We start from the raw sequence: 24,698 nt of genomic DNA on the forward strand, positions 1-24,698 counted from the left end.
CCGCCAGTTTCAAAGTTTTGTTCACTACGGATGCGGTACATATGTAGTGCATGTTGTACCGTGTCTGGCTTGCCGGAAGCGATATCGCCCCCTAGTCTAGCTAAAGCGATTTCGTCCGGAAGACGAGCAGGCAGTGCTAATGCAAGGGACCACATGAATCAAACGCGGACTCTCGGAACGCCACGGTTGTTGGGCATCGTCTGGCCATTTATCGCCGTTGTGGTGTTTCAAGCCTTGCTGGGCGGCGTTAGCCTTTATGTGCTGTCGGCGGTCCGCGGCTATGTTGCCGGCGAAAGCCTCTGGTCCAAAGGCCAGAAAGACGCCATTTATTATCTCAACCTCTATGCCGACAGCGGCGACGAAGCGATTTTTCATAAATACCAGAACGCCATTTCCGTGCCTCAGGGCGGGCATGAATTACGCGTGGCGCTCGATCATCGGCCGCCGAACATCGAGGCGGCACGTGTGGCGATCCTCAAGGGCGGCAACCATCCGGATGACATCTCCAGTGTGATCTGGCTGTACCTGAATTTCCGGCACTTCAGTTACCACGAGAAAGCCATCGACCTTTGGAGGGTGGGCGACGGGTATCTGGTGCAGCTCGATGCCATTGCGCGGGAGATGCATCAGCGCATCACCACCAGGCAGGCCACCGATGCCGATATCAAGCGCTGGAAGGATCAGATATTCGTCATCAATGAAAGTGTGACACCGGCGGCGAAGGCCTTCAGCGATGCCTTGGGCGAAGGCTCGCGGATGATCCTGCGACTGTTGCTGGTGACCAACCTCGCCACAGCCCTGGGCTTGATTGCATTGGCCTTGATGCGCACCCATAAGCTGCTCAAGCAGCGCCATGCCTTTGCCGATGCGCTGCAGGTGGAGAAAGAACGGGCGCAGATCACCTTGCAATCGATAGGCGACGGAGTGATCACCACGGATGTTTCCGGTGCGATCGCCTACATGAATCCGGCGGCCGAGGCGTTGACCCACTGGAAGGCCGAGCAGGCGACGGGGTTGCCTCTGGCGGCGCTGTTCAACCTGTTGGACGAAAATGCCCAGACCGATGGCTTTACCCTGATCGAGCATATTCTGAGCGGCCAACTCAGTGGTGGCAGTGAACACTCCAAACTGATTCAACGCCTGGACGGCAGCACGGTGTCCGTCACGCTGGTGGGCGCGCCGATCCGCAATGCCGGCAAAGTCAGCGGGACGGTGCTGGTGCTGCATGATATGACCCAGGAGCGGCAATACATCGCCAATCTGTCGTGGCAGGCGACCCATGACGCCTTGACCGGTCTTGCCAACCGTCGGGAGTTCGAATATCGCCTGGAGCAGGCGCTGCACAACCTGACCCGCTACGCGGGTCGCCATGCCCTGATGTTCCTCGATCTGGACCAGTTCAAGCTGGTCAACGATACCTGCGGCCACGCGGCGGGCGACGAACTGTTGCGGCACATCTGCGCGCTGTTGCAATCCGGGCTGCGCGAAGGCGATACCCTGGCGCGCCTTGGCGGCGACGAGTTTGGCATCCTGCTGGAAAACTGCGCACCGGAAGCGGCGGAGAAAATTGCCGAAAGCCTGCGCCAGACTGTGCAGAACCTGCATTTTGTCTGGAAGGGCCGGCCTTTCGTGACCACGGTCAGTATCGGGCTGGTCCATGTCGCGCAGAATCCGACGACGCTCGAAGCCTCGCTGCGTGCTGCCGATATGGCGTGCTACATGGCCAAGGAAAAGGGGCGCAACCGGGTCCAGGTCTATCATCCGGATGACTCGGAGTTGTCCCTGCGCTTCGGTGAGATGGCCTGGGTGCAGCGTTTGCATATGGCGCTGGAGGAAGACCGCTTCTGTCTGTACGCCCAGGAAATTGCCCCCTTGGGCCAAGTCGAACAGGGTAGCGGGCACATTGAAATTCTACTGCGATTGCATGATGAAGCCGGGCGGATGATCTTGCCTGACAGCTTCATTCCGGCTGCCGAGCGTTATGGCCTGATGAGCTCGCTGGATCGTTGGGTGGTGCAGAACGTGTTCAAGATCATTGCCCAATGCCGGGCCGAGCAAGGCCCCGGGCCGCTGGCCATGTGTGCGATAAATTTGTCAGGCACGACGATCGGGGATGAGGCCTTCCTGGACTTCTTGCGCGAACAGTTTGTGACGTATTCGATTCCGCCTGAAATGATTTGTTTTGAAATTACTGAAACCAGTGCTATTTCAAATCTTGGCAGCGCCATTCGATTCATTAATGAACTCAAAGGCTTAGGCTGCCATTTTTCCCTGGACGATTTTTGTGCCGGAATGTCCTCGTTCGCGTACCTGAAACATTTGCCTGTAGACTTCCTGAAGATCGACGGGAGTTTCGTAAAGGATATGCTGGACGACCCGATTAACCGCGCCATGGTCGAAGTGATCAATCACATTGGCCATGTGATGGGTAAGCGTACGATTGCCGAGTTTGTCGAAACGCCCCAGATCGAGCAGGCATTGCTGGAGATCGGGGTAGATTACGCTCAAGGGTATGTGATTGAACGCCCGCAGTTGTTTACCTGCGACAGCTTGTTGAGTCGCCCTGCCAGGCCTCAGCCGCTGCTGTTCAAGGCGCCAGGCACGTTCCGTTGAAACTCCTGCCGGTCTTACAATCACAATCAAAAGGAGCTCGACAGTGATCGATACATTCAACCGAACCGGACCGCTCATGGAAGCTGCAAGTTACCCTGCCTGGGCCCAGCGCCTGATCCAGGATTGCAGCGAGAGCAAGCGCCGGGTTGTCGAACACGAACTGTACCAACGCATGCGAGACAACAAACTCAGTGCGAAGACCATGCGCCAGTACCTGATCGGAGGCTGGCCGGTGGTCGAACAGTTCGCGTTGTATATGGCACAAAACCTGACCAAGACCCGCTTTGCCCGTCATCCCGGCGAAGACATGGCCCGTCGCTGGCTGATGCGCAACATCCGCGTCGAACTGAACCACGCCGATTACTGGGTGCACTGGAGTCGCGCGCACGGTGTCAGCCTGGAAGAGCTGCAGGCCCAGCAGGTTCCCCCCGAGCTTCACGCCCTTAGCCATTGGTGCTGGCACACCAGTTCCGCCGACTCGCTGATCGTCGCGATTGCCGCCACCAACTACGCCATCGAAGGGGCGACCGGGGAATGGTCGGCGGTCGTGTGTTCCAACGGTATCTACGCCGCCTCGTTCCCCGAGGAAGATCGCAAGCGGGCGATGAAGTGGCTGAAGATGCATGCCCAGTACGACGATGCCCATCCATGGGAAGCCCTGGAGATCATCTGCACATTGGCGGGCAGCAACCCGAGCAAATCCCTGCAGGTGGAGTTACGCCAGGCTGTTTGCAAGAGCTACGACTATATGTACCTGTTCCTCGAACGTTGCATGCAAATCGAACATGCAGAGCGGGCACCGGTCGTGCGTGAGCGGATGGCGCTGGCCGAAAGCTGATCCAGCTATTACGCAATAAAACTGTGGGAGCGGCGGTGCGACCGCCGCTCCCACATTGGTTTGTGTCGTGGCTGAACAATCAGCGCGCCATTTCCAGCCGGTTACGACCTTCGCGCTTGGCCACATACAGCGCGCTGTCTGCCCGTCGCAACAGGCTTTCGGCAGACTCGCCGGGCAACAGGGTCGAACAGCCGAGGCTGACCGTCAGCAGGATCCTGTGACCATTGGCCAGGTACTCTTCAGACTGCACTGCAAACCGCAGCCGCTCACCGACCATGGCCGCGGCCTCGCGACAGGTATTCGACAGCAGGATCAGGAATTCCTCGCCGCCATAGCGGAACACCATGTCCACGTTGCGCAGCTGGTTTTTGATCGAGGCAGCGACCGCCTTGAGCACGTCATCGCCAGTGCTGTGGCCGTGGGTGTCATTGACCAGCTTGAAATGATCAATGTCCAGCATCAGCACCGACAATGGTTGCAGATGGCGCCGGGACAGTTCGATTTCCCTTTGCAGCGTCTGGTCCATGGCGATGCGGTTACCGGCGCCCGTCAGTGGGTCGCGCAGTGCACTTTGGGTGGCGGTGCGGTACAGCAGCGCGTTGCGCATCGGGAAAAGCAGCGCGGCCAGCAGTGATTCGAGATGGCCCTGTTCCAGTTCGCTGAAACGCTGATTGCGACGAAAGATCAGCTCACCCAGGTGTTCGCCTTTGTGGCTGAGGCTGTAGCTGATGGAGTGGTGGCCGCGCTGGCCGAACTCCAGGCGCAGGTCACTGCTCTTGTGCAGGTAGCACAAGGCGTCCAACGGTACCAATCGCTGAATCTCGCGATAGAAAGTCCCAAGAATGCGTTGCGGCTCCAGACTGGTTTGCAACTGCAGGCTCAACTGCTGGCGCAATTGCGCAAGACTGACAGGTCTTTCCAGAAGGGGCGGCTGCTGACCAAAGCCCAGGCGTTGCAATTTGGCGCTATCGAAGTCAATTGCGTTGGTCTGGGAAGGTGGTTTCATAAGGCGTGCGCCCCTAAGCAGTAAGGCTGTCTTACAAGCAGGGTGAGAGCGGCTTAGGGCTGCGCGTCGTACTGGTCCGTCAGTCCCGTAGGACATTTCGTACAAGTTTAATCCGCTTTGTAGAAGATGAGTAATCTCTGCGCTCAAGCTTCACCCCCGTTTGCTTTCACGTTACGTGTCTGAGCAAACTTAGAGCGAAAGTCGTGCCATTCGGTTCATCCGAATAAAATCTGTTGTGAATCAATCGGTTGTTGTTCGTCTTCTACCTGTACGGCACAGCGTGTGACGTTTGTTTGACAGGTGCCTGGCTCTAATCCGAGAGCCTTCGAGTGCCGCGACAGGAAGCTGGCGCGGCACCAGAAAGCGACGTACGGTCGTTACTGGGCGTTGAACGCCTGGCCATTGATGCCGGTGCTGTCCGGGCCCATCAGGTAGAGGTAGACCGGCATGATCTCCTCCGGCGTCGGGTTGTTCAGTGGGTTTTCACCCGGGTAGGCCTGGGCGCGCATGCTGGTGCGGGTGGCGCCCGGGTTGATGCTGTTGGAACGTACAGGGGCCACGGTATCGACTTCGTCAGCCAGTGTTTGCATCAGGCCTTCAGTGGCGAACTTGGAGACACCGTAAGCGCCCCAGTACGCACGTCCTTTGCGGCCGACGCTGCTGGAGGTGAACACCACCGAGGCATCCTGCGACAGCTTGAGCAGCGGCAGCAGTGTGCTGGTGAGCATGAACATGGCATTGACGTTGACTTGCATGACCCGCATGAAGTTTTCGCCGGAAAGCTGCTCGACCGGCGTGCGCGGGCCGATGATCGAAGCATTGTGCAGCAGGCCGTCGAGATGCCCGAATTCGCTTTCGATCATCGCTGCCAGCTCATCGTATTGATGGGGCAGGGCGGTTTCGAGGTTGAACGGGATCACCGCCGGTTGTGGATGGCCGGCGGCTTCGATTTCGTCGTAGACCTGGGTCAGGTTGGCTTCGGTCTTGCCCAGCAGCAGCACGGTTGCGCCGTGGGCCGCATAGGTTTTTGCCGCTGCTGCGCCGATGCCGCGCCCTGCGCCGGTGACCAGGATGACCCGATCCTTGAGCAGTTCGGGGCGGGCGGAATAATCAAACATAAAAAAACCTCAATCCATTACAAAGCTGGAAAAGATCGCAGCCTGCGGCAGCTCCTACGTCGATCGCGGTCCCCTGTAGGAGCTGCCGCAGGCTGCGATCTCTTGACTTTAATCAGCAGCTGCAAAGCGCGCTATCAAGCACCTTGCGCAACTCCAGTGGATGATCGACCACCACGTCAGCACCCCAATGCCGCGGATTATCATCCGGGTGGATATAGCCGAAGGTCACGGCCGCAGTCTTGGTGCCAGCATCACGGCCCGACTCGATGTCGCGCAGGTCATCGCCGACGAACAGCACGCTGGCCGGGTCCAGGTCGAGCATCTTGCAGGCCAGGATCAGCGGTTCCGGGTCCGGTTTGCTGTTCTTCACATGATCCGGGCAGATCAGCAGCGCCGAGCGTTCAGCCAGACCCAGCTGTTGCATGATCGGCTCGGCGAAGCGCAGCGGCTTGTTGGTGACCACGCCCCAGATCAGGTTGGCCTTCTCGATGTCCGCCAGCAGCTCGCCCATGCCGTCGAACAGCTTGCTGTGGACGGCACAACCGACGAGGTAGCGCTCCAGGAACTCCAGGCGCAGTTCCTCGAACCCCGGCGATTCCGGGTCCATGGCGAAGGTCACCGCGACCATCGCCTTGGCTCCGCCGGAAATCTCGTCGCGAATGTGCTTGTCGTTCATCGGTGGCAAGCCACGGTCGGCACGCATCGCCTGGCAGATCGCAATGAAGTCTGGCGCGGTGTCGAGCAGGGTGCCGTCCATGTCGAAAAGAACTGCTCTGATTGGCATCGGCTTATTCCTCGCGCAGGGTCTGGATCATGTAGTTGACGTCCACGTCGGAGGCCAGTTTGTAGTGCTTGGTCAGCGGGTTGTAGGTCAGGCCGATGATGTCCTTGACGGTCAGGCCGGCCATGCGGCTCCAGGCGCCAAGTTCGGAAGGACGGATGAATTTCTTGAAGTCGTGGGTGCCGCGCGGCAGCAGCTTCATGATGTATTCAGCGCCGACGATGGCGAACAGGTACGCCTTCGGGTTGCGGTTGATGGTCGAGAAGAACACCTGGCCGCCGGGCTTGACCATGCGGAAGCAGGCACGGATGACCGACGATGGGTCTGGTACGTGCTCAAGCATTTCCAGACAGGTGACCACGTCGAACTGCTCGGGCATTTCCTCGGCCAGGGCTTCGGCGGTGATCTGCCGGTATTCGACGCTCACGCCCGACTCCAGCTGATGCAGTTGGGCAACCGCCAGCGGCGCTTCGCCCATGTCGATGCCCATCACGGTCGCGCCGCGCTGAGCCATGGCTTCGCTGAGGATGCCGCCGCCGCAACCGACGTCGAGGACCTTCTTGCCGGCCAGGTTGACCCGCTCGTCAATCCAGTTGACCCGCAGCGGGTTGATGTCGTGCAGCGGTTTGAATTCGCTTTCGCGGTCCCACCAGCGATGGGCCAGGGCTTCGAATTTGGCGATTTCGGCGTAGTCGACGTTGCTCATGGTCTAGTCCTCTAAAACTTGAAAAATCCTGTTGCCCCGGGTTGTGCTCCAGGGTGCTTACGATTCGGTGCTGCCGCTGATGCGCTGGCCCCAGGCCTTCGCGATCGTGCTTAGCTGTTGTTCATCCAGGCGTGTCAGGCGACGGTCGTCGAGCAACTGTTTGCCGGCAACCCAAAGGTGTTTCACGCAGTCCCGGCCGGTGGCGTATATAAGTTGCGAAACCGGGTCGTAGACTGGCTGCTGGGCCAGGCCCGAGAGATCGAATGCCACCATGTCCGCCGCCTTGCCGATTTCCAGCGAGCCGGTTTCGGCCTCGATACCCAGTGCCCGGGCCCCGTTGAGGGTGGCCATGCGCAAGGCACGATGGGCATCCAGCGCGGTGGCCGAGCCGGCGACAGCCTTGGCCAGCAAGGCCGCGGTGCGGGTTTCGCCGAGCAGGTCCAGGTCGTTGTTGCTGGCCGCGCCATCGGTGCCGACCGCGACATTGACCCCGGCCTGCCACAGACGCTCGACCGGGCAGAACCCGCTGGCCAGCTTCAGGTTCGATTCCGGGCAATGAATCACATTGCTGTTGCTTTCTACCAGCAGCGCCAGGTCTTCTTCGCTGATCTGGGTCATGTGAACCGCCTGGAAGCGCGGCCCCAGCAAGCCCAGGCGCGCCAGTCGGGCGAGTGGTCGTTCACCGCGCTGCTCGACCGATTGCTGCACTTCGAATGCTGTTTCATGTACGTGCATGTGAATCGAGGCGTCCAGTTCTTCGGCGATCACCCGGATTTTTTCCAGGTTTTCGTCGCCCACGGTGTAGGGTGCATGGGGGCCGAAGGTGACTTTGATGCGCTCGTGGTGCTTGAGGTCGCCAAACAGTTCAACGCCCTGACGAATGGCTTCGTCCGCCGTAGCGGCGCCCGGAATGGGGAAGTCGAGGATCGGAATCGCAATCTGCGCGCGAATGCCGCTGTTGTGCACGCGCTCGCTGGCAACCTTCGGGAAGAAGTACATGTCAGAGAAACAGGTGATGCCACCTTTGATTTGCTCGGCGATGGCCAGATCGGTGCCGTCGCGCACGAAGTCCTCGTCGACCCACTTGGCTTCGGCGGGCCAGATGTGGTTTTCCAGCCAGGTCATCAATGGCAGGTCATCGGCCAGGCCACGGAACAGCGTCATCGCCGCATGCCCGTGAGCGTTGATCAGGCCGGGGCTGAGGAGCATGTCGGGCAATTCGCGGGTTTCGATTGCGTTAAGCTTCAGCGCAGCGGAACGTGGGCCGATAAACACGATGCGTCCATCACGGATGCCCACGCCATGTTCCTTGAGGACAACACCAGCGGGTTCGACGGGTACCAGCCAGGTCGGCAGCAATAACAGGTCGAGCGCAGCGGCAGTGTTCGGCATCGAGGGTCGGTTCCAGTGCTTTTGTATAGGATGGCGAAGTATACCCGAGCGTCTTCGCGGGGGGATCGCTATAATCGGCGGCTTTTGTTCATGAGTGCGGGGTGAGGGATGCGCGATCGACTGTTGGCTGCGGAAAAGGTAAAGGCCATCGATTGGCGTGATGGCGCTCTTCATCTGCTGGATCAGCGTATTTTGCCGTTCGAGGAAACCTGGATTGCCTACACCAGTGCAGCGGGTGTGGCCGAGGCAATCCGCTCGATGGTGGTGCGTGGCGCGCCGGCCATCGGCATTAGCGCCGCTTATGGCATCGTGCTCGCGGCCCGGGCCCGGATTGCCGAAGGTGGCGACTGGTACGCGGCGCTGGAAGAGGATTTCATGCTGTTGGCCGATTCCCGTCCTACAGCCGTCAACCTGTTCTGGGCGCTGGGCCGCATGCACGACCGTCTTGATCGCCTGAAGGACAATGCCGATCCGCTGGCGGTGCTGGAGGCCGAGGCTATCGCCATTCATGAAAGTGATCGCGAAGCCAACCTGACCATGGCGCAACTGGGTGTCGACCTGATCCGCAAGCATCAAGGCAACGCCCAGGCGATCCTGACCCATTGCAACACCGGCGCGCTGGCCACGGGCGGCTTTGGCACGGCGCTGGGGGTGATTCGTGGCGCATTCATCGAGGGCATGGTCGAGCAGGTCTATGTCGACGAAACCCGCCCATGGCTGCAAGGCTCGCGGCTGACCGCGTGGGAGCTGGCCAATGAAGGCATTCCCGTGACCCTCAATGTCGATTCCGCCGCGGCGCATATCATGAAGACCAAAGGCCCTACCTGGGTCATTGTCGGCGCTGACCGAATCACCGCCAATGGCGACGTGGCCAACAAGATTGGCACCTATCAGCTGGCGGTCAACGCCATGCACCACGGCGTTCGCTTCATGGTGGTGGCGCCGAGTTCGACCATCGACATGAACCTGGCCAGTGGCGATGACATTCCGATTGAGGAGCGTGATGGTCGCGAGTTGCTGGAGGTCGGTGGCAAGCGAGTCGGCGCTGATGTCCATGCCTTTAACCCGGTGTTCGACGTGACGCCGGCGGACCTGATCGATGCGATCGTCACCGAAAAAGGCATCGTCGAACGCCCGGATACGGCGAAAATGGCGCAATTGATGTGCCGTAAGCGTCTGCATTAAATCATTAAGGTTGCACGAAATCCCTGTAGGAGCTGCCGAAGGTTGCGATCTTTTGATCTTCCCGGCATAAGTCGGTAGCGGTCCTGAAAAGATCGCAGCCTTCGGCGGCTCCTACAGGTCGGTGTTTACAAGTGAAAAATACGGTTGAATGCCGGTTGATCGCAGCTCTAAGCCTCTCTCGTCCCCCTCAAGCCTGTCACCGGTCAACTAACTACTCTCCATGCGCGTCTGGGGGATAGGTGCGTGGCGGCTCTTGTGATAACATCCGGCGGTTTCCAGGGTTGCCCGAAGTGGCGACCCGTACTGCGCAGATCCATGGCATAACTCGTTGATTTGTTGTAAGCCAATGCATGGCACTGAGCCTGCAGCGGCGAGCTTCGTTGGTCCTGACGAAGTTTCACCAGAAAAAGGAATCAGGCTTCTCATGGGCGAACTGGCCAAAGAAATCCTCCCGGTCAATATCGAAGACGAGCTGAAGCAGTCCTACCTCGACTACGCGATGAGCGTAATTGTCGGGCGGGCACTGCCGGATGCGCGCGATGGCTTGAAGCCCGTGCACCGGCGCGTGCTGTTCGCGATGAGCGAGCTGGGCAACGACTTCAACAAGCCGTACAAGAAATCTGCCCGTGTTGTCGGTGACGTGATCGGTAAGTATCACCCGCACGGTGATACCGCGGTGTACGACACCATCGTTCGGATGGCGCAGCCATTCTCCCTGCGCTACCTGCTGGTAGACGGCCAGGGCAACTTCGGTTCGGTGGACGGCGACAACGCCGCGGCCATGCGATACACCGAAGTGCGCATGACCAAGCTGGCGCACGAGCTGCTGGCTGACTTGCATAAAGAAACCGTGGACTGGGTGCCGAACTACGACGGCACCGAAATGATCCCGGCGGTCATGCCGACCCGTATTCCCAACCTGCTGGTCAACGGCTCCAGCGGTATCGCCGTGGGCATGGCGACCAACATTCCGCCGCACAACCTCGGTGAAGTCATCGACGGTTGCCTGGCGCTCATCGACAACCCGGAACTGACTGTCGACGAGCTGATGCAATATATCCCCGGTCCGGACTTCCCGACCGCCGCGATCATCAACGGTCGCGCCGGCATCATTGAAGCCTACCGCACCGGTCGCGGTCGCATTTACATGCGCGCCCGCTCGATGATCGAAGATATCGACAAGGTCGGTGGCCGCCAGCAAATCGTCATCACCGAACTCCCTTACCAGCTGAACAAGGCGCGTCTGATCGAGAAGATCGCCGAGCTGGTAAAAGAGAAGAAGCTTGAGGGCATCACCGAACTGCGCGACGAGTCCGACAAGGACGGTATGCGCGTCGTGATCGAGTTGCGTCGCGGCGAAGTGCCTGAGGTCATCCTCAACAACCTCTACGCCCAGACCCAGCTGCAAGCGGTGTTCGGTATCAACATCGTTGCGCTGATCGACGGCCGTCCGCGGATCCTGAACCTCAAGGACCTGCTGGAAGCCTTCGTCCGTCACCGTCGCGAAGTGGTAACCCGTCGTACCGTGTTCGAACTACGTAAAGCACGCGAACGTGGTCACATCCTTGAAGGTCAAGCGGTTGCCCTGTCGAACATCGACCCGGTCATCGCCCTGATCAAGGCCTCGCCAACCCCGTCGGAAGCCAAGGAAGCGCTGATCAGCACCCCTTGGGAGTCCTCGGCCGTGGTGGCAATGGTTGAGCGTGCCGGCGCCGATTCGTGCCGTCCGGAAAACCTCGATCCGCAATACGGCCTGCGCGATGGCAAGTACTTCCTGTCGCCAGAGCAGGCGCAAGCCATTCTGGAACTGCGTCTGCACCGCCTGACCGGTCTGGAGCACGAAAAGCTGCTGGCCGAGTATCAAGAGATCCTCAACCAGATCGGCGAGCTGATCCGCATCCTCAACAGCGCCACGCGCCTGATGGAAGTGATCCGCGAAGAGCTGGAAGTGATTCGCGCCGAATACGGCGACGTGCGTCGTACCGAAATCCTCGATGCCCGTCTCGACCTGACCCTGGGTGACATGATCCCGGAAGAAGAGCGCGTCGTGACCATTTCCCACGGTGGCTACGCCAAGACCCAGCCGCTGGCTGCGTACCAGGCCCAGCGTCGTGGCGGTAAAGGCAAGTCGGCGACCGGCGTCAAGGATGAGGACTACATCGCTCACCTGCTGGTTGCCAACAGCCACACCACGTTGCTGCTGTTCTCCAGCAAGGGCAAGGTGTACTGGCTGAAAACCTACGAAATCCCTGAAGCGTCCCGCGCTGCCCGTGGTCGTCCGCTGGTCAACCTGTTGCCGCTGGATGACGGTGAGTACATCACCACCATGCTGCCGGTCGAGGAATACACCGAAGGTCACTACATCTTCATGGCTACCGCCAACGGCACCGTGAAGAAGACCCCGCTGGAATCCTTCAGTCGTCAACGCAGTGTCGGCCTGATCGCACTGGAGCTGGACGAAGGCGACGTGCTGATTTCCGCGGCCATCACCGATGGCGAGCGTGAAGTGATGCTGTTCTCCGACGGCGGCAAGGTCACCCGCTTCAAGGAATCCGACGTTCGCGCCATGGGCCGTACCGCCCGCGGTGTGCGCGGCATGCGTCTGCCGGAAGGCCAGAAGCTGATTTCCATGCTGATCCCGGAAGAAGGCAGCCAGATCCTCACCGCTTCGGCGCGTGGCTATGGCAAGCGCACGGCGATCACCGAGTTCCCTGAGTACAAGCGTGGCGGTCAGGGCGTTATCGCCATGGTCAGCAACGAACGTAACGGCCGTCTGGTCGGTGCGGTCCAGGTGCTCGACGGCGAGGAAATCATGCTGATTTCCGACCAGGGCACCCTGGTGCGCACCCGTGTCGACGAAGTGTCCAGCCTGGGTCGTAACACCCAGGGCGTGACCCTGATCAAACTGGCCAACGACGAAACACTGGTCGGGCTGGAGCGGGTTCAGGAGCCGTCGGAAGTCGAGGGTGAAGAACTCGAAGGCGAAGAGGGTGAAGGGTTTGTCGGTGAAGTCGTGATCGACGACGTTGCCGAAGACCAGCAACTCGACGCTGCCGCTGACGAAGAGCCACAGGAATAAGCGGGTAAGCAGGGGGCGGATGAAAATTCGCCCCCTTGTTGTTTGTCCTCAAGGAACTGTGGAATTGATTTTAATGTAGGAGCTGTCGAGCGAAGCGAGGCTGCGATCTCTTGATCTGGCTCTTGCTATCACTTGGCATTAAAAGATCGCAGCCTCGCTCTGCTCGACAGCTCCTACAGATTTACTGCGTGATACCACCAAATCAGAGCGAGATTGGATGTGAGCAAGAGAGCCTATAACTTCTGTGCCGGTCCTGCGGCGCTTCCCGAAGCTGTCCTGCAGCGCGCCCAGGGTGAACTCCTCGACTGGCACGGCAAGGGTCTGTCGGTCATGGAAATGAGCCATCGCAGCGATGAGTTCGTGTCCATTGCCACCAAGGCCGAGCAGGATCTGCGTGATCTGCTGAATATCCCCTCGAACTATAAAGTGCTGTTTCTGCAAGGTGGCGCCAGCCAGCAATTCGCTCAGATTCCTCTGAACCTGTTGCCGGAAAACGGCTCGGCCGACTATATCGACACCGGTATCTGGTCGCAGAAAGCCATCGAAGAAGCGTCGCGCTACGGCAATGTCAATGTTGCCGGCACCGCCAAGCCTTACGACTATTTCGCCATTCCGGGCCAGAACGAATGGACGCTGTCGAAAGACGCGGCCTACGTTCACTACGCGCCGAACGAAACCATCGGCGGTCTGGAGTTCCAGTGGATCCCGGAAACAGGCGATGTTCCGCTGGTCGCCGACATGTCCTCGGACATCCTGTCGCGCCCGGTGGATGTGTCGCGCTTCGGCATGATCTACGCCGGCGCCCAGAAAAACATCGGCCCGAGTGGCATTGTCGTCAACATCGTTCGCGAAGACCTGTTGGGCAAGGCCCGTTCCCTGTGCCCGACCATGCTCAATTACAAGGTCGCGGCCGATAACGGCTCGATGTACAACACTCCGCCGACCCTGGCCTGGTATCTGTCCGGCCTGGTGTTCGAGTGGCTCAAGGAGCAGGGCGGCGTCGAGGCCATCGGCAAGCTCAATGAAGTCAAGCAGCGCACGCTGTACGGCTTCATTGATGCCAGCGGCCTGTACAGCAACCCGATCAACAAGTCGGACCGCTCGTGGATGAACGTACCGTTCCGCCTGGCTGATGATCGCCTGGACAAGCCATTCCTGGCCGGTGCCGACGAGCGTGGCCTGTTGAACCTCAAGGGGCACCGTTCCGTGGGCGGCATGCGCGCCTCCATCTATAACGCCGTCGACATCAACGCCGTCAACGCGTTGATTTCGTACATGGCAGAGTTCGAGAAGGAACACGGCTAATGTCTGAGCAAGAACTCAAGGCACTGCGCCTGCGCATTGATGCCCTGGACGAAAAGGTCCTGGAGCTGATCAGTGAGCGTGCGCGCTGCGCCCAGGAAGTCGCGCGGGTAAAGATGGCCTCGCTGGCCGAAGGCGAAGTGCCGGTGTTCTATCGTCCTGAGCGTGAAGCTCAGGTGCTCAAGCGAGTCATGGAGCGCAACCAGGGGCCGCTGGGCAATGAAGAGATGGCGCGGTTGTTCCGCGAAATCATGTCTTCGTGCCTGGCGCTCGAGCAGCCGCTGAAAGTGGCCTACCTCGGCCCTGAAGGTACGTTCACCCAGGCGGCGGCCATGAAACACTTCGGCCACGCGGTGATCAGCAAGCCGATGGCGGCGATCGATGAAGTGTTCCGTGAAGTGGCGGCGGGGGCGGTGAATTTTGGCGTGGTGCCGGTGGAGAACTCCACCGAAGGCGCGGTCAACCACACCCTCGACAGCTTCCTTGAACACGACATGGTGATCTGCGGCGAAGTCGAACTGCGTATCCACCATCACCTGTTGGTCGGTGAAAACACCAAGACCGACAGCATTAGCCGCATCTACTCCCACGCCCAGTCCCTGGCCCAGTGCCGCAAGTGGCTGGACGCCCATTACCCGAATGTCGAGCGCGTGGCGGTGTCCAGCAACGCCGAAGCGGCCAAGCGGGTCAAGGGTGAGTGGAACTCGGCGGCGATCGCCGGCGACATGGCGGCCGGCCTGTATGGCTTGACCCGTCTGGCTGAAAAAATCGAGGACCGTCCGGATAACTCCACGCGCTTCCTCATGATCGGCAACCAGGAAGTGCCGCCGACCGGCGACGACAAGACCTCGATCATCGTTTCGATGAGCAACAAGCCGGGTGCGCTTCACGAGTTGCTGGTGCCGTTCCACGACAATGGCATCGACCTGACGCGAATCGAGACTCGTCCATCGCGCAGCGGTAAATGGACCTACGTGTTCTTCATCGACTTCGTCGGCCACCACCGCGACCCGCTGGTCAAGGGTGTGCTGGAAAAGATCAGTCAGGAAGCAGTGGCACTCAAGGTGCTGGGTTCCTACCCGAAAGCAGTTCTTTAAGGGGCGGTAGCAAATGAGTGGCAATTTCCTCGCTCTGGCACAGCCGGGCGTGCAACAACTTTCGCCTTATGTTCCGGGCAAACCCGTGGACGAACTGGCGCGTGAGCTGGACCTCGATCCAGCCAGCATCGTCAAACTGGCGAGCAACGAAAACCCGCTGGGTGCCGGCCCCAAGGCGCTGGCGGCGATCCGCGATGCGTTGGCCGAGCTGACCCGTTATCCGGACGGCAACGGTTTTGCCCTCAAGAGCCTGCTGGCCGAGCAGTGCCGCGTCGAACTCGACCAAGTCACGCTGGGCAACGGTTCCAACGACATCCTGGAGCTGGTCGCGCGTGCCTATCTGGCGCCGGGCCTGAATGCCGTGTTCAGCGAGCATGCGTTCGCGGTCTACCCGATTGCCACTCAGGCGGTCGGCGCCCAGGCCAAGGTGGTTCCAGCCAAGGATTGGGGGCATGACCTGCCTGCCATGCTGGCGGCGATCGATGCCAACACCCGCGTGGTGTTCATCGCCAACCCGAACAACCCGACCGGGACCTGGTTCGACGCCGAGGCGCTGGACGAATTCCTGCAGGATGTGCCGGAGCATGTGCTGGTCGTGCTGGACGAGGCTTACATCGAATACGCCGAAGGCAGCGATCTGCCGGATGGCCTGGACTTCCTGGCGGCTTATCCGAACCTGCTGGTTTCCCGTACCTTCTCCAAGGCCTATGGCCTGGCTGCGCTGCGCGTGGGTTATGGCTTGTCCACGGCGGTGGTTGCAGACGTGCTGAACCGTGTGCGCCAGCCGTTCAACGTCAACAGCCTGGCCCTGGCCGCGGCCTGTGCGGCGTTGAAGGACGAAGAGTATCTGGCGCAAAGCCGTCAGTTGAACGAGTCCGGCATGCGGCAGCTGGAAGCCGGTTTCCGTGAGCTGGGGCTGAGCTGGATCCCGTCCAGGGGCAATTTCATCTGCGTCGATCTCGGTCAGGTCGCGGCCCCGGTGTTCCAGGGCTTGCTTCGTGAAGGCGTGATCGTGCGCCCGGTGGCCAACTACGGCATGCCGAACCACCTGCGCATCACCATTGGCCTGCCGGCAGAGAACAGCCGCTTCCTTGAAGCGCTGACCAAGGTTCTGGCTCGTGGTTGATGTCACTGCGCTGCAATCTGCCGGACCTATGATCGGTCGCCTGGTGGTGGTCGGCCTCGGATTGATCGGCGGTTCGTTTGCCAAGGGTTTGCGTGAAAGCGGTCTGTGCCGCGAAGTGGTCGGGGTCGATCTCGATCCTCAATCGCGCAAGCTCGCGGTCGAGTTGGGTGTGGTGGATCGCTGCGAGGAGGACCTGGGCGTTGCTTGTCAGGGTGCCGACGTCATCCAGCTGGCGGTGCCGATCCTGGCCATGGAAAAATTGCTCGTGCGTCTGGCGGGCATGGATCTGGGGCAGGCGATCCTGACCGATGTCGGCAGTGCCAAGGGCAATGTGGTGCGTGCGGCCACCGAAGCATTTGGCAAGATGCCGTCATGTTTCGTGCCGGGGCACCCGATTGCCGGTTCCGAGCAGAGCGGGGTGGAAGCCTCCAATGCCGAACTGTTCCGTCGCCATAAAGTGATCCTGACGCCGCTGGATCAGACCGATCCCGCAGCCCTGGCGCTGGTCGACCGTTTGTGGCGCGAGTTGGGTGCCGATGTCGAGCACATGCAGGTCGAACGTCACGACGAAGTGCTGGCCGCGACCAGCCATCTGCCGCACTTGCTGGCGTTCGGCCTGGTCGACTCGTTGGCCAAGCGCAATGAAAATCTTGAGATCTTCCGTTACGCTGCGGGCGGTTTCCGTGATTTCACAAGAATCGCCGGAAGCGACCCGGTCATGTGGCACGACATCTTCCTCGCCAACCGTGAAGCTGTCCTGCGCACACTCGATACATTTCGCAGCGATCTCGACGCCTTGCGCGACGCGGTCGATGCAGGGGATGGGCACCAATTGTTGGGCGTTTTCACTCGCGCCCGGGTTGCCCGCGAGCATTTCAGTAAAATCCTGGCCCGCAGGGCCTATGTGGACGCTATGAATTCCAACGATCTGATTTTCCTGGCTCAACCTGGTGGCCGCCTTTCCGGTCGGATTCGCGTACCAGGCGACAAATCGATTTCCCACCGTTCGATCATGCTTGGCTCCCTGGCCGAAGGCGTCACCGAAGTCGAAGGTTTCCTGGAGGGCGAAGATGCCCTGGCGACCTTGCAGGCGTTCCGTGACATGGGCGTGGTCATCGAAGGTCCACACCACGGTCGCGTGACCATTCACGGCGTTGGCCTGCATGGCCTGAAGCCGGCACCGGGCCCGATCTACCTGGGCAACTCCGGTACTTCGATGCGTCTGCTGTCCGGCCTGCTGGCTGCGCAGAACTTCGACAGCACCCTGACCGGCGACGCTTCGCTGTCCAAGCGCCCGATGAATCGCGTGGCCAATCCGCTGCGTGAAATGGGCGCAGTGATCGAAACCGCCGCCGAAGGTCGTCCACCGATGACCATTCGTGGTGGCCATAAACTCAAGGGCCTGACCTACACCATGCCGATGGCCAGCGCCCAGGTTAAGTCCTGCCTGCTGTTGGCCGGTCTGTATGCCGAAGGCAAGACCACGGTCACCGAGCCTGCTCCGACCCGCGACCATACCGAGCGCATGCTGCGCGGCTTTGGCTACCCGGTAACGGTCAATGGCGCAACCGCATCGGTCGAGTCTGGCAACAAGCTGACAGCGACCCACATTGAAGTCCCGGGTGATATTTCGTCCTCGGCGTTCTTCCTGGTGGCGGCATCGATCGCCGAAGGTTCGGAGTTGGTACTGGAGCACGTCGGCATCAACCCGACCCGTACCGGTGTGATCGACATCCTGCGCCTGATGGGCGCCGACATCACCCTGGAAAACCAGCGTGAAGTGGGTGGCGAGCCCGTGGCTGACTTGCGCGTACGTGCAGCTAAACTCAAGGGTATCGAGATTCCCGAGGCGCTGGTTCCGCTGGCGATCGACGAGTTCCCGGTGCTGTTCGTCGCCGCCGCCTGTGCCGAAGGGCGCACCGTGTTACGTGGCGCCGAAGAGTTGCGGGTCAAGGAATCGGATCGTATCCAGGTCATGGCTGATGGCTTGCTGGCATTGGGCGTCAAGTGCGAGCCAACCCCGGATGGCATCATCATCGACGGCGGCCAGATCGGCGGCGGTGAAGTGCACGGTCATGGTGATCACCGTATCGCCATGGCGTTCAGCGTTGCTTCGCTGCGCGCCAGTGCGCCGATCCGTATTCATGATTGCGCCAACGTCGCGACGTCGTTCCCGAACTTCCTGGCGCTGTGCGCGCAGGTCGGTATTCGCGTGGCACAAGAGGCACAGTCGTGAACAACATTGCACCGGTCATCACCATCGATGGACCAAGCGGTTCGGGCAAGGGCACGGTAGCCGGGATTCTGGCCAAGCGCCTGGGCTGGAACCTGCTGGACTCCGGTGCGTTGTACCGATTGCTGGCCTTCGCCGCGCATAACCACGGTGTCGACCTGACCAATGAAGAGCTGCTGAAGAAACTCGCCGCTCATCTGGATGTGCAGTTCATCGCCGCGACGGACGGTCAGTTGCAACGCATCATTCTGGAAGGTGATGAAGTCAGCGATGTCATTCGCACCGAAAGCGTCGGTTCCGGCGCTTCCCAGGTGGCTGCGCTGCCGGCTGTACGCGAGGCGCTGCTGCAACGCCAGCGGGCTTTTCAGGAAGCGCCGGGCCTTGTGGCGGACGGTCGCGACATGGGCACAGTGGTATTTCCCGACGCGCCGCTGAAGATTTTTCTGACGGCCAGCGCCGAGGAGCGGGCACGCCGCCGATATTTGCAGTTGAAGGGCAAAGTCGAGGGTGTTAGTCTGTCGAGTCTGCTAGATGAGATACGTGCGCGCGATGAGCGTGACACCCAGCGAGCGGTAGCCCCGCTCAAACCGGCGGCTGACGCCATACAGCTGGATTCCACGGAATTATCCATCGACCAGGTGCTGGAACGCATCATGAGCGAGATCGCCATTCGCGATATCGCCGGGTGACCAAGAAGGTCGCAGGGGACCAGTCATAGTCCTGCGGTGGCTTCTTTTAAATGAAACTAACCCACACCGTCTGGGGTGTGGAGATGGGCGTATTCTTCGCCCTCATCAACAGGAATTAAAATGAGCGAAAGCTTTGCGGAACTCTTTGAAGAAAGCCTAAAAACCCTGAACCTTCAGGCAGGCTCCATCATCACCGGTGTTATCGTTGATATCGATTACCAGGCTCGCTGGGTAACCGTTCACGCTGGCCTGAAGTCTGAAGCACTCATCCCGCTTGAGCAGTTCTACAACGACGCTGGCGAACTGAACATCAACGTCGGTGACGAAGTTCACGTTGCTCTGGACTCGGTTGAAGACGGCTTTGGCGAAACCAAGCTGTCCCGTGAAAAAGCCAAGCGCGCTGAATGCTGGATTGTTCTGGAAGCAGCCTTCGCAGCCGAAGAAGTGGTCAAGGGCGTTATCAACGGTAAGGTTAAAGGCGGCTTCACTGTCGACGTTAACGGCATCCGTGCGTTCCTGCCAGGTTCTCTGGTTGACGTCCGTCCAGTGCGCGACACCACGCACCTGGAAGGCAAAGAGCTGGAATTCAAGGTCATCAAGCTGGACCAGAAGCGCAACAACGTTGTCGTTTCCCGTCGTAGCGTCCTGGAAGCCGAGAACTCCGCCGAGCGCGAAGCTCTGCTGGAATCCCTGCAGGAAGGCCAACAAGTCAAAGGTATCGTCAAGAACCTCACCGATTACGGCGCATTCGTCGATCTGGGTGGCGTCGATGGCCTGCTGCACATTACCGACATGGCTTGGAAGCGTATCAAGCATCCTTCCGAAATCGTCAACGTTGGCGACGAGATCGATGTCAAGGTTCTGAAGTACGATCGCGAGCGCAATCGTGTTTCCCTGGGCCTGAAGCAGCTGGGCGAAGATCCATGGGTTGCTATCAAAGCCCGTTACCCAGAAAGCACTCGCGTTACCGCGCGTGTAACCAACCTGACCGACTACGGCTGCTTCGCTGAGCTGGAAGAAGGCGTTGAAGGTCTGGTACACGTTTCTGAAATGGACTGGACCAACAAGAACATCCACCCTTCGAAAGTCGTACAAGTCGGCGACGAAGTGGAAGTTATGGTTCTGGACATCGACGAAGAGCGTCGTCGTATCTCCCTGGGCATCAAGCAGTGCAAATCTAACCCATGGGAAGATTTCTCTGGCCAGTTCAACAAGGGCGATAAAATCTCCGGCACCATCAAGTCGATCACCGATTTCGGTATCTTCATTGGTCTGGACGGCGGCATCGACGGCCTGGTTCACCTGTCCGACATCTCCTGGAACGAAGTGGGCGAAGAAGCCGTTCGCCGCTTCAAGAAGGGCGACGAGCTGGACACCGTTATCCTGTCGGTTGACCCAGAGCGCGAGCGCATCTCCCTGGGTATCAAGCAACTGGAAAGCGATCCGTTCTCCGAGTACGTTCAAGAGAACGACAAAGGCGCCATCGTTAAAGGCATCGTGAAGGAAGTTGACGCTAAAGGCGCCATCATCACTCTGGCCGACGATATCGAAGCGACTCTGAAAGCCTCCGAAATCAGCCGTGACCGCGTTGAAGACGCGCGCAACGTTCTGAAAGAAGGCGAAGAAGTAGAAGCCAAGATCATCAGCGTTGACCGCAAGAGCCGTGTAATTCAGCTCTCGATCAAGTCGAAAGACGTTGAAGACGAGAAAGAAGCAATCCAGAGCCTGCGCGACAAGCCAGTAGCTACTGATGCTCCTGTGGCCACCACTCTGGGTGACCTGCTGCGTGCACAAATGGAAAAGCAGAACTAAGTTCTGACTTTCTGTAAAAAAGGGCGACTTCGGTCGCCCTTTTTTGTGCCTGGATTTTACCTGGGTTGAATAGAATATTGGCCTGCAGGGGAGGGGACGTGGAAACTCAGGGCGATTAACGTTGTCTCTTTCTTTAATCGGATCAATCGTTTATTTGCAGCTAGTCTTATGTCTGAAGGAGAACGACAGTCGGGCGGGGTACCTGGCATAAGAATGTGAATGAAAAGGTTCGTCGTGATTGTCGTACTGTACATTGGCGGGTTATACGACTAATGCAAGGACCCATGCGGTAGCGGGGGCTGTTCAAAATCTTCCGGGCGTGCAAAAAGCTCTTTGAAGCGCTGATCTAGCTGGCTGAAAAAGAAGGGGAAGTATGACGAAGTCGGAGTTGATCGAACGAATTGTCACCCATCAAGGGCTGCTCTCATCAAGGGATGTGGAGCTGGCCATCAAGGCCATGCTTGAGCAAATGTCGCAATGCCTGGCCACCGGCGATCGCATCGAGATCCGTGGCTTCGGCAGTTTTTCACTGCACTATTGCGCACCGCGCGAGGGGCGCAATCCGAAAACCGGTCAGTCAGTCGGCCTCGATGGCAAGTTCGTTCCGCATGAGGAAGGTTTCAGTGACGATTAGTTGGCGAGACAGCAGTCGCTTCAGGGGGTTCGTAATCACAGGAATTGTGTTGTTTTTATCAATTGCATGTCTGCTCTTTGTATTGGAACACCAACAGCTTGTTGTCGTCTCCTGGGGGGGCAGTAATACAGGTATTCTGCGCGATCGTTGAGAGGGAGGGGGTTGCTGTTCGGGTTCTGGGTGTTAAATTTTTTCGTTGATGACTCACAAGTGGTCTACATTCATGGAAGTAATTTAATTATTTAAGTATGAAAGGCTAAAAGCATATGCATGTCGACTCAAATAAAAAAACCGGTCTCGATGATTTTGAGTTTCAAAGATTTGTTTGCGCTATTTTTCGGCAAAAGTTTGTTGTTTTAGGTTTTACGATTCTGGGTGCTGTGCTTGCAACTGCCTATGCGTTTCTTGCTACGCCAGTCTATGAGGCGAAGGTGTATGTAGTGCCGCCAACTCAGAATGATGTTGCTAACTTTAATTATGGTCGAATGAAAGAGTCGGAGTTAGTGCCTTACAGTGTTAAATTTGTCTACGATATTTATACGCGGCGTTTGCAGGCAGAGTCGCTGCGTCGAGATTTTTTTCGTAAAGTTTATCTTCAGAGTTTAACTACGGACGAGCGCAAGAGCTCCCAGGATGTTTTGTATTCGAAATTTTCTCAGGTGCTTCGTGTGGTTCCGCCGCTCAAGGAGTCCTCTGACAGATATTCTGTTGTCGTTCAAGCTAATAACCCTGAAAAAGCCAAGGCATGGGTCACTGCGTACATTGAGCAAGCTGGCGATTTGGCCAAGAGCGAAATGATCAAGAACATTGCAACTGAATCTGAAGTTCGTGCACGTAATCTGGAGCAGCAAATAAGTGCCGCCAGAGATAGGAGCCGCAATGAGAGAGAGGATTCGATTGTCAGGCTAGGGGAGGCGCTGCGGATAGCTGAGTCAATTGGTCTGGAACGGCCCCCTGCAATCACGGTGAACCAATCAGCTATTGCGGGGGGAGAAACAGGCCAGCTTACGTACATGCGTGGCTCGAAAGCACTAAAGGCTGAAATAGAGAATTTGCAGGCTCGCAAGTCGGATGACGCGTTTACGGATCGCTTGCGTGATTTGCAGGTTAAATACAATTTTTTCAAGGGGTTGAGGGCTGACGCTGCGCTTGTAGCTGTCTATCGGCAGGATGGGGTGGTCGAACTGCCAGATTACCCTGTCAAGCCTAATAAGGTGCTGATCCTGATGTTGGGTGTGATTTCTGGCCTGATCCTGGGTTTAGCCTTCGTGTTGTTTCGTGGGTTCTTTACCGCAAAACCGAATAGTTGAGTTTCGGTTCGGGGTTTGCTCCGTATCAGTGCTGCGTCACCCAGAGGGGAGGCACAGCGTTTTTTTAGGGGGGGGGCGGCAGGTGCGTTAACTGATCGTCAAGCCGAAAAACAGTTATTCTGCTGGGTCTACTGTTCTGGCAGTTTTGTTAGTGTCAATTTTGACAAGATTTTTTCAGCGGTCTACCTTCTCGCCGGGCTCGCTTCTTTTCAAGGTCCGGGATGTGATCGAGTGTGTGCCCGCAAGCGCTGATCGTAAATTGATTGCTGCGTGCACCAGTCCTCTGCAGCCCAAGGCGCCCAGCGGCTACGCAAGCGAAAAGTGGGACGCTTCTTACGCTTCTTGTTGAAAACGCTTATGGTTCCCAGCGGAGCTTTCGGTATAATTTACAGTTTACGCAGCTATGGCGCTGATTTTTGAGGCGCGAGATGTGAAGTGGTTTGCGATCGACTTAATATTGATGAACGGCAAGGGTAGACAATGCTTAAACTCGAAGATGTAAAGCTGGCTATAGTGGGTCTCGGTTATGTGGGCTTGCCGCTGGCGGTTGAGTTTGGCAAAAAAATGCAAGTAGTTGGATTTGATATCAGTCAACGACGCATCGAAGCGTTGAAAGCAGGTCATGATACTACTCTCGAGGTATCCGACGATGAGTTGTGCTCGGTATCAGGGTTAAGTTTTAGCTACGCATTGGATGAGTTGTCTACATGCAATGTATTTATTGTTACCGTGCCTACCCCGATTGATGACCACAAAAGACCGGATCTTACGCCGTTGGTTAAGGCAAGTGAGTCCATCGGTCGTATTTTGAAAAAAGGCGATATCGTTATTTATGAATCAACAGTCTACCCTGGTGCGACCGAGGAGGATTGTGTTCCTGTGCTGGAAAAAGTATCCGGTCTGAAGTTCAATGTTGATTTTTATGCGGGCTATAGCCCGGAACGGATAAATCCGGGCGACAAAGAACATCGTGTCACTACCATAAAAAAGGTCACTGCCGGATCCACTCCAGAGGTAGCGGATCTGGTCGATGCGCTATATAATACCATTATTGTTGCTGGCACTCATAAAGCCAAAAGCATCAAGGTTGCCGAGGCAGCGAAGGTTATTGAAAATACCCAGCGCGATTTGAACATTGCGTTGATCAATGAATTGGCGCTCATCTTTAACAAGATGGGTATCGATACTCAGGCGGTTTTGGAAGCAGCAGGGACGAAGTGGAATTTCTTGCCATTCCGTCCGGGCCTGGTAGGTGGACATTGCATCGGTGTAGATCCCTACTACCTTACTCACAAGGCACAGTCCATCGGTTATCACCCTGAGATCATTTTGGCGGGTCGCCGTTTGAATGATAGTATGGGGGCCTACGTCGTATCGCAACTTGTCAAGGCGATGCTCAAGCGCAAAATCCACGTTGATGGTGCGCGCGTTTTGATCATGGGCCTGACATTCAAAGAGAATTGCCCGGACCTGCGCAATACTAAAGTCATCGATATTGTGAATGAACTTGCAGAGTTTAATATTACTGTTGACGTGTATGATCCGTGGGTAGACGCGGCTGAAGCAATGCATGAGTACGCGATCACGCCTATCAGCCAGCCACAGGTTGAATCTTACGACGGTATTGTTTTAGCTGTCGCACATAACGAATTCGCTGCCATGGGTGCTGAAAATATTCGGAAGTTGGGTAAGGCTGAACATGTGCTCTATGACCTCAAGTACTTACTGGATGTCTCTCAGTCAGATCTGCGTCTTTAAATTTTAGTGTGTCTGAAAG

18 protein-coding genes are annotated in these 24,698 nt (G+C 58.0%); 13 read left to right on the plus strand and 5 right to left on the minus strand.

Annotated elements, in window-relative coordinates; all coding sequences use genetic code 11:
• Positions 1–153: 153 nt before the first annotated feature.
• Both ACM6G4_RS26515 and ACM6G4_RS26520 read left to right on the plus strand, forming a co-directional pair.
• A complete protein-coding gene (locus ACM6G4_RS26515; protein WP_414914935.1) occupies positions 154–2,613 on the plus strand; it encodes an EAL domain-containing protein in 2,460 nt (819 codons plus the stop codon).
• 76 nt (positions 2,614–2,689) lie between these two features.
• The gene (locus ACM6G4_RS26520) at positions 2,690–3,451 is read left to right on the plus strand and encodes an iron-containing redox enzyme family protein (protein ID WP_263291613.1); all 762 of its coding nucleotides are present in this window, start codon (positions 2,690–2,692) and stop codon (positions 3,449–3,451) included.
• 79 nt (positions 3,452–3,530) lie between these two features.
• On the opposite strand, the gene ACM6G4_RS26525 is transcribed toward ACM6G4_RS26520, so the two are convergent.
• From ACM6G4_RS26525 to ACM6G4_RS26545, 5 genes are all read right to left on the minus strand, one after another.
• Positions 3,531–4,457, minus strand: coding sequence for a GGDEF domain-containing protein (locus ACM6G4_RS26525; RefSeq protein ID WP_414914936.1), 927 nt, complete (start codon positions 4,455–4,457; stop codon positions 3,531–3,533).
• A gap of 377 nt (positions 4,458–4,834) precedes the next feature.
• Entirely contained in the window at positions 4,835–5,575 is a 741-nt protein-coding gene (locus tag ACM6G4_RS26530; protein WP_414914937.1) for a YciK family oxidoreductase, read from the minus strand.
• A 112-nt stretch (positions 5,576–5,687) separates the two neighbouring features.
• Positions 5,688–6,359, minus strand: a complete 672-nt coding sequence (gene mupP, locus ACM6G4_RS26535) for an N-acetylmuramic acid 6-phosphate phosphatase MupP (RefSeq protein WP_056727168.1) — start codon at positions 6,357–6,359, stop codon at positions 5,688–5,690.
• Between the two features lie 4 nt (positions 6,360–6,363).
• Positions 6,364–7,062, minus strand: coding sequence for a bifunctional 2-polyprenyl-6-hydroxyphenol methylase/3-demethylubiquinol 3-O-methyltransferase UbiG (gene ubiG / locus ACM6G4_RS26540; protein ID WP_033055822.1), 699 nt, complete (start codon positions 7,060–7,062; stop codon positions 6,364–6,366).
• Between the two features lie 57 nt (positions 7,063–7,119).
• On the minus strand, positions 7,120–8,454 hold the full coding sequence (locus ACM6G4_RS26545; RefSeq protein WP_414914938.1) for a TRZ/ATZ family hydrolase: 1,335 nt from the start codon (positions 8,452–8,454) through the stop codon (positions 7,120–7,122).
• Between the two features lie 108 nt (positions 8,455–8,562).
• On the opposite strand from ACM6G4_RS26545, the gene mtnA reads away from it, so the two are divergent.
• The 11 genes from mtnA (at position 8,563) to tviB (ending at position 24,679) form a co-directional block, all read left to right on the plus strand.
• Entirely contained in the window at positions 8,563–9,639 is a 1,077-nt protein-coding gene (mtnA, locus tag ACM6G4_RS26550; protein WP_150753948.1) for an S-methyl-5-thioribose-1-phosphate isomerase, read from the plus strand.
• 424 nt (positions 9,640–10,063) lie between these two features.
• Complete coding sequence (gene gyrA, locus ACM6G4_RS26555) at positions 10,064–12,718, plus strand: DNA gyrase subunit A (RefSeq protein WP_056727165.1); 2,655 nt, start codon at positions 10,064–10,066, stop codon at positions 12,716–12,718.
• A gap of 219 nt (positions 12,719–12,937) precedes the next feature.
• On the plus strand, positions 12,938–14,023 hold the full coding sequence (serC, locus tag ACM6G4_RS26560; protein WP_056727164.1) for a 3-phosphoserine/phosphohydroxythreonine transaminase: 1,086 nt from the start codon (positions 12,938–12,940) through the stop codon (positions 14,021–14,023).
• The gene (pheA, locus tag ACM6G4_RS26565; protein ID WP_007939916.1) at positions 14,023–15,117 is read left to right on the plus strand and encodes a prephenate dehydratase; all 1,095 of its coding nucleotides are present in this window, start codon (positions 14,023–14,025) and stop codon (positions 15,115–15,117) included. Before serC ends, pheA begins: the two co-directional genes overlap by 1 nt.
• Before the next feature lie 13 nt (positions 15,118–15,130).
• On the plus strand, positions 15,131–16,243 hold the full coding sequence (gene hisC / locus ACM6G4_RS26570) for a histidinol-phosphate transaminase (RefSeq protein WP_223541097.1): 1,113 nt from the start codon (positions 15,131–15,133) through the stop codon (positions 16,241–16,243).
• Positions 16,244–16,271: 28 nt separating this feature from the next.
• A complete protein-coding gene (locus tag ACM6G4_RS26575; protein WP_056727162.1) occupies positions 16,272–18,479 on the plus strand; it encodes a bifunctional prephenate dehydrogenase/3-phosphoshikimate 1-carboxyvinyltransferase in 2,208 nt (735 codons plus the stop codon).
• Positions 18,476–19,165, plus strand: a complete 690-nt coding sequence (gene cmk / locus ACM6G4_RS26580; protein WP_007973641.1) for a (d)CMP kinase — start codon at positions 18,476–18,478, stop codon at positions 19,163–19,165. The genes ACM6G4_RS26575 and cmk overlap by 4 nt, the downstream gene beginning before the upstream one ends.
• Positions 19,166–19,285: 120 nt before the next feature.
• Complete coding sequence (gene rpsA, locus ACM6G4_RS26585; RefSeq protein WP_007973639.1) at positions 19,286–20,977, plus strand: 30S ribosomal protein S1; 1,692 nt, start codon at positions 19,286–19,288, stop codon at positions 20,975–20,977.
• A gap of 373 nt (positions 20,978–21,350) precedes the next feature.
• Complete coding sequence (ihfB, locus tag ACM6G4_RS26590; protein ID WP_414914939.1) at positions 21,351–21,611, plus strand: integration host factor subunit beta; 261 nt, start codon at positions 21,351–21,353, stop codon at positions 21,609–21,611.
• 266 nt (positions 21,612–21,877) lie between these two features.
• A complete protein-coding gene (locus ACM6G4_RS26595; RefSeq protein WP_414914940.1) occupies positions 21,878–22,921 on the plus strand; it encodes an LPS O-antigen chain length determinant protein WzzB in 1,044 nt (347 codons plus the stop codon).
• 480 nt (positions 22,922–23,401) lie between these two features.
• Positions 23,402–24,679, plus strand: a complete 1,278-nt coding sequence (gene tviB / locus ACM6G4_RS26600; protein WP_414914941.1) for a Vi polysaccharide biosynthesis UDP-N-acetylglucosamine C-6 dehydrogenase TviB — start codon at positions 23,402–23,404, stop codon at positions 24,677–24,679.
• Positions 24,680–24,698: the final 19 nt, after the last annotated feature.

Origin of the sequence: Pseudomonas sp. IT-P258, from assembly GCF_949767825.1 — a bacterium.
In the GTDB taxonomy this organism is placed as follows: domain Bacteria; phylum Pseudomonadota; class Gammaproteobacteria; order Pseudomonadales; family Pseudomonadaceae; genus Aquipseudomonas; species Aquipseudomonas monachiensis.

Excerpts from the sequence above, each read along its gene's own strand:
- ACM6G4_RS26515 (WP_414914935.1), top strand. The coding sequence starts at position 154 with ATGAATCAAACGCGGACTCTCGGAACGCCACGGTTGTTGGGCATCGTC.
- ACM6G4_RS26520 (WP_263291613.1), top strand. The coding sequence starts at position 2,690 with ATGGAAGCTGCAAGTTACCCTGCCTGGGCCCAGCGCCTGATCCAGGAT.
- ACM6G4_RS26525 (WP_414914936.1), bottom strand. The coding sequence starts at position 4,457 with ATGAAACCACCTTCCCAGACCAACGCAATTGACTTCGATAGCGCCAAA.
- ACM6G4_RS26530 (WP_414914937.1), bottom strand. The coding sequence starts at position 5,575 with ATGTTTGATTATTCCGCCCGCCCCGAACTGCTCAAGGATCGGGTCATC.
- mupP (WP_056727168.1), bottom strand. The coding sequence starts at position 6,359 with ATGCCAATCAGAGCAGTTCTTTTCGACATGGACGGCACCCTGCTCGAC.
- ubiG (WP_033055822.1), bottom strand. The coding sequence starts at position 7,062 with ATGAGCAACGTCGACTACGCCGAAATCGCCAAATTCGAAGCCCTGGCC.
- ACM6G4_RS26545 (WP_414914938.1), bottom strand. The coding sequence starts at position 8,454 with ATGCCGAACACTGCCGCTGCGCTCGACCTGTTATTGCTGCCGACCTGG.
- mtnA (WP_150753948.1), top strand. The coding sequence starts at position 8,563 with ATGCGCGATCGACTGTTGGCTGCGGAAAAGGTAAAGGCCATCGATTGG.
- gyrA (WP_056727165.1), top strand. The coding sequence starts at position 10,064 with ATGGGCGAACTGGCCAAAGAAATCCTCCCGGTCAATATCGAAGACGAG.
- pheA (WP_007939916.1), top strand. The coding sequence starts at position 14,023 with ATGTCTGAGCAAGAACTCAAGGCACTGCGCCTGCGCATTGATGCCCTG.
- hisC (WP_223541097.1), top strand. The coding sequence starts at position 15,131 with ATGAGTGGCAATTTCCTCGCTCTGGCACAGCCGGGCGTGCAACAACTT.
- ACM6G4_RS26575 (WP_056727162.1), top strand. The coding sequence starts at position 16,272 with ATGATCGGTCGCCTGGTGGTGGTCGGCCTCGGATTGATCGGCGGTTCG.
- rpsA (WP_007973639.1), top strand. The coding sequence starts at position 19,286 with ATGAGCGAAAGCTTTGCGGAACTCTTTGAAGAAAGCCTAAAAACCCTG.
- ihfB (WP_414914939.1), top strand. The coding sequence starts at position 21,351 with ATGACGAAGTCGGAGTTGATCGAACGAATTGTCACCCATCAAGGGCTG.
- ACM6G4_RS26595 (WP_414914940.1), top strand. The coding sequence starts at position 21,878 with ATGCATGTCGACTCAAATAAAAAAACCGGTCTCGATGATTTTGAGTTT.
- tviB (WP_414914941.1), top strand. The coding sequence starts at position 23,402 with ATGCTTAAACTCGAAGATGTAAAGCTGGCTATAGTGGGTCTCGGTTAT.